The 5318-nt window shown below is 29.8% G+C and carries 6 protein-coding genes and 1 riboswitch; of the genes, 1 reads left to right on the top strand and 5 read right to left on the bottom strand.

Features of this window, described 5'->3' with window-relative positions; all coding sequences use genetic code 11:
* Nucleotides 1–184: 184 nt before the first annotated feature.
* A complete protein-coding gene (gene ribE, locus WBG30_RS09805; RefSeq protein ID WP_424504474.1) occupies nucleotides 185–649 on the bottom strand; it encodes a 6,7-dimethyl-8-ribityllumazine synthase in 465 nt (154 codons plus the stop codon).
* Between the two features lie 215 nt (nucleotides 650–864).
* Nucleotides 865–978, bottom strand: a riboswitch (FMN riboswitch).
* A 236-nt stretch (nucleotides 979–1214) separates the two neighbouring features.
* On the opposite strand from ribE, the gene WBG30_RS09800 reads away from it, so the two are divergent.
* Nucleotides 1215–1385 (top strand): hypothetical protein, encoded by a 171-nt coding sequence (locus WBG30_RS09800; protein WP_424504473.1) that lies wholly within the window; start codon nucleotides 1215–1217, stop codon nucleotides 1383–1385.
* Nucleotides 1386–1460: 75 nt separating this feature from the next.
* Here WBG30_RS09800 and mnmA read toward each other — a convergent pair whose 3' ends face one another.
* From mnmA to WBG30_RS09780, 4 genes are all read right to left on the bottom strand, one after another.
* A complete protein-coding gene (gene mnmA, locus WBG30_RS09795; RefSeq protein WP_424504472.1) occupies nucleotides 1461–2558 on the bottom strand; it encodes a tRNA 2-thiouridine(34) synthase MnmA in 1098 nt (365 codons plus the stop codon).
* Nucleotides 2559–2598: 40 nt separating this feature from the next.
* The gene (locus tag WBG30_RS09790; protein WP_424504471.1) at nucleotides 2599–3210 is read right to left on the bottom strand and encodes a LysE family translocator; all 612 of its coding nucleotides are present in this window, start codon (nucleotides 3208–3210) and stop codon (nucleotides 2599–2601) included.
* 72 nt (nucleotides 3211–3282) lie between these two features.
* Nucleotides 3283–3522: a hypothetical protein gene (locus tag WBG30_RS09785; RefSeq protein WP_424504470.1), complete on the bottom strand. Its 240-nt coding sequence runs from the start codon at nucleotides 3520–3522 to the stop codon at nucleotides 3283–3285.
* A 58-nt stretch (nucleotides 3523–3580) separates the two neighbouring features.
* A complete protein-coding gene (locus WBG30_RS09780; protein ID WP_424504469.1) occupies nucleotides 3581–4969 on the bottom strand; it encodes an amidohydrolase in 1389 nt (462 codons plus the stop codon).
* Nucleotides 4970–5318 lie beyond the last annotated feature (349 nt).

Below are 5318 nucleotides of genomic sequence, written 5' to 3'. Positions count from 1 at the left end.
GGCCAATTCCATATATTTTTCATCTAAATTTACCATAATTAACCCCTTCCTTTAATGCTTATATATATTACTCTTCCTTTTTATGGTTTCTCTTCGTAAAAGAAACTAAAGCAAAAAAATTACTGTTAAACCCTTTTTACGACAGAGATTCACTGACAACAGATATGAGGTTCACAGAGTTTTGCTATCCTATTGTTTGGATTAAATTTACCATTTCGATAGCAGATACTCCTGCGTCAAAACCTTTATTCCCTGCTTTAGTTCCCGCTCTTTCTATAGCCTGCTCAATTGTATTAGTTGTTAAAACACCAAAAATCACAGGAATTCCTGAATCCATAGATACAGTTGCTATTCCTTTAGATACTTCTGCACATACATAGTCAAAATGAGGAGTTGATCCTTTAATTACTGCTCCTAAGGCGATTACTGCATCATATTTTTTAGTTTCTACCATTTTTTTAGCAATCAATGGCATTTCAAATACTCCTGGAACCCATGCTGCATCTATATTTTCAGAGTTTACTCCGTGTCTAACTAATGCATCCTTAGCTCCTCCTAATAATTTAGAAGTAATAAATTCATTAAACCTTCCACATACTATTCCTACTCTGATATTTTCGCCGTTAAAATTTCCTTCAAATGTTTTCATAATTTTTCCCCCATATTTTTTTTAAAGTAACGTGACGTTCTACCTAGGTAAACACAACTTTCTAGACAATAAAAAAAGCCCCAAGTTTTACTTGAGGCTTTAGACTTTTAATAATTTTTTTACTTTATAGTTCTTTAAAAAAAGCACTTTAACATAAGCATATTTGAATACACCATAAAGAAAAAAGCTTTTAAACTATAAATTAAAATTTTATTAAATAACTTCTTTCATCCAGACTATAACTGTCGGTACTAGAATTTCACTAGTTCAGCTTACGCTCGCGGACTTTTACCGCCGGTAGGGAATCAAACCCTGCCCCGAAGTTTCTATTCAATTTTATAATCAATTATATCTTTAATTTTCTCTTCTTGTCAAATATTTTTTTATTAATAATTTTAAAATTCAAATTTTTAATTTTTTTAAACTTTTTTATTTCTTCTGCGTCTAATAATTGACTCTATAAATTTATCAAATTTTTAATAGGTTTTTAATTTTATTCTATTTATAATAGGTGGTATACTTTATTAAGGAATATTACCAAAATTATTTTGAGGAGGTGTGTTAGGTGAAAGTGTTTCTTATATTAAAAAAAGGTGAAAAAATAATGCAAAACTTTAATAATAAAACACTACTTTTAGCTTCTATAATATCATGGAATAGAAGTTTTGGTGACTATGATCCTATGAAAATCATTATGGCTTTTGATGGAAGCGGACAATTAATATTCAGCTCTTAATTTTTTATTTATAAAAGCCCAAGTCTAAAGACTTGGGCTTTATTATTTCAAATAATTTTTATTTTTATGATCTTATTATTTAACTATGAATCCGCTAGCCATAACTTCTCCATCATAATTATAAAGCACCACGCCTTGCCCTGGAGTTATTGCTCTAACCTTCTCTTCAATGAAGTCTATCTTTATCTTATCATTTTCTAAAACCTTTATACTACAAGAATGAAATTTATCTCTAGATCTAGTTTTTGCTTTTAATTTCATATTTTTTAAATTTTCTATCTTTTCACACCCTAAAAGATTTATTTTATTAGCTATCAAATATGAACTGAATAATTCTTCATTATTCCCAACTACCAAACGATTTTTTTTACTATCTATTTGAATAACATAAAGTGGTGTCGGATAACTAATTCCTAATCCTTTTCTTTGACCAATAGTATAAAAACTAACTCCTCTATGTTTCCCTATTACCTTTCCGTCAGTTCTTACAATATCACCTTCAGAAGTAGCTTTTCCATCTGTCAACTCATTTAGGAATTCTCCTAATTTACCATCTTCCACAAAACAGATCTCTTGACTCTCTTTTTTTGCATATACTCTAATATTTAAAAGTTCTGCCAACTCTCTTACTCTAGGTTTTTTAAGTTCTCCTATTGGAAACATTAATTTCTTTATATTTTCTTTTCTCATTTGAGAAAGAAAGTATACTTGATCTTTATTAGGATCGTCTCCTATTTTTAGTAATCCATTTTCTATTTTAGCATAATGCCCAGTAGCTATAAAATCTGCTCCATGAGATAATGCTGATTGTACTAACCTTCCAAATTTGATATGTCTATTACATACCATACATGGATTAGGAGTTCTTCCTTCCATATAGTCATTTACAAAACTATCTACAACTATATTTTTGAATTCATCTCCTAAATTAATCATGTGGTGTTCTATTCCTAAGTCATCACATACTTTTTTTGCATCACTCAAATCTATATTTGTACTGCATGATGATCCACTGGTCCAGACTCTCATTGTCATTCCAAAAACTTTGTATCCTTGTTTTTTTAGCATATAAGCTACTGTTGAAGAATCTACTCCTCCACTCATCGCTACTGCTATTGTTACATTTTCGTTCTTTGCATCATACTTTAAGTATGAGTCTAAATTTTTTACCATTTCACTACTCCTTTTTAAGATTATAGGAAAAAGCTATATCTTAGTTTTTTATAAATGATGACAAAGTGATTGCCACTCCGCCTAACATAATTATTACACTGGCATAATGCCTTAACGTTTCTAACGTTTCAAATGTTATCTTTTGTCTATAACGAGATAATGCGCCTGTTATCCCAAACCACTGAGCTCCTCCACCTATCAGTATTCCCAAAGCTATTTTTATGCTAATGTGTTTCACGTCTGTAGACACACCTAAAATTGCAAAAAGACCTATAAAAGTAAAGACTGAAAGAGGATTAGCAAACGCCACTAAAATAGTTGTTATGTAAGACCTTATATAGCCAAAGTGATCTTCTTCTACAATATTTTTTATCTCTTTTCTATTTCTAAAAATTTTATATCCTAACCCTAATATTAATATCCCAGATACTATTTTTATCTCTATTTGGTAATCACGCAATAAACCTTCTACATACCTAAATCCAAACAATGCAATAAGCCCGTAAAAAACATCTACTGTTATCATTCCCAATGAGGATATAAATCCCTTATACCGTCCTTCAGATAATGTTTTTTCCATGCAATATATAGCTAGTGGACCAAAAGGTAATGAAAGTATTACCCCGCATATAACTCCATCTAATAAATGCACATAAATCTCCTCTTCTGCTATTTTATATGAACAATTTATTATATTATATCATATCCCAAGTATTTTTTCTTTCTAATATTCATAATCCATTGTCGTCTCTTTCCCTGCTCCAACATCAGATATTTTCATCATAGTTTTCCTTTTTAATTTATCATATTTATATTCATATATCCAGTGAATTATAATTTTTCCCAAACTATCCATTTTTTTAAATATTACTGGATCTCCATATTCATTATATTTATACTCTTGAATACTTTTTATATTTTGTTCTTTATCTCTTATAGTTATTTTCTTTGGATTTTTTTCCATTTTAACTCCTCCTCTAAAACTTAAATCTACCTCTAAAAGAAGAAGATTTAAGTTTTTCTTATAAAGTTTCTGCTATTTTTTTTACTTTCTTTGAAAATTCATGAATAGCTTTTCTACTTTTTTCTTCATCATAGGTCAATAATTTTTTATCCTCTACAATTATTTTTCCATTTACAATCACTGTTTTTACATTAGAAGCATTAGCTGAGTATACCAATACTGAATATGGATCAAATATCGGTTGCATATTTGCAGACTTTGTTTCTAAAACCACGATATCTGCCAACTTCCCATTTTCCAAAGAACCTAATTGGTCTTCTCTATGAATAGCTCTAGCTCCTCCCATTGTAGCCATTTCCACTACTTTATATGGTGGCATTGCTGATCTGTCTTTATTTGTTAATTTATGTAATTTTGCTACATATCCCATTTGACCAATTATATCAAGTGTATTTCCACTCATAGGACCATCTGTTCCAAGTCCAATTCTAAGTCCTTCATCAAACATCTTTAATGCTGGTGATACACCTTTTGCAGATTTAATATTGGCTACCATATTATGTGCTACCCCTATATCTCTTTTTTTCATTAGTTCTATATCACTATCTGTTACAAAAATAGAGTGTGCTGCTATGAATCTTTCATTCAATAAGCCTATAGAGTCTAAATACTCAATAGGAGTCATATTATATTTAGTTTTAAATTTATCAAATTCTTTTTGCGTTTCTGCTACATGCATAGAAACTGGTACATTATATTTTTTTGAGAGATCTCTTATTCTCTTTAAATCTTCCTCTTTTACAGTATGAGGTGCATGAGGTCCAAATCCAGGAGTAATTAATTCATCATTTTTGTATTTTTCTACAAATTTTATTGCCATTTTTATCTTCGCGTCTCCATCGTTTCCATCTGCTGTAGGATATTTAATGATATTTTGTGTCATCACTCCTCTCAATCCAATTTTTTTTACAGCTTCTGCTGCACTTTCTTCAAATAAATACATATCTACCATAGTTGTAACTCCACCTTTTGCCATCTCAATAGAACCAAGAATAGCTCCAGTATAAACCATCTCTTGAGATACCATTTTATTTTCTAAAGGAAATATATACCTATGTAATCTATCTGGAACATCATCTGCTAAACTTCTAAATACACTCATTGAAACATGAGTATGAGTATTTATCATTCCCGGCATGATGATTCCTCCATCTGCATCTATTGTTTTTTTAGAAGAATATCTTTCTAGGATTTCTTTATCTCCTACCTCTACGATCTTATTTCCTTTTACAATTATTACACCATCATCTAAGATTTCTTTTCCCTCATTCATAGTCAATACTATTCCATTTTTAACTATTAAATCCACTTTTTCTATTGCTTGTACTTTTGCATTATTAAATGCAAATAACGAAACAATAAATCCTAGCAATAACATTCCCTTCATTTTTTCCTCCTTTATTAATTAAATTATTACATTATATCACTCTATTATATATATATCCATCTATTTAAGGCAGTATCCCCAAGGCATTTTTGAGGCATAATTTTTAAAAGCAAAAATGTCGCCGCGACACTTTTTGCTTTTTTGCTTTTTTTATTCCTTCCTATTGACAAAGCTTTAACTCTCCTTTATACTGTTTATATATAAACAGTTAGGAGGAAAACTATGCTTTCAAAGTATCTCAGTATTACATATAGACAGTACCAATATTATATGAGAGGGGAATTAAAAAAATATAGAATTGGTAATAGTGACTACCCAATTTTACTTTGTCTTAATAAATATCACGGTG

The sequence above is a fragment of the Psychrilyobacter sp. genome (genome assembly GCF_049671765.1).
In the GTDB taxonomy this organism is placed as follows: Bacteria; Fusobacteriota; Fusobacteriia; order Fusobacteriales; family Fusobacteriaceae; genus Psychrilyobacter.
The sequence above is the reverse complement of the archived record's forward strand: the minus strand, read 5'-3'. Positions and strand labels throughout refer to the sequence as shown.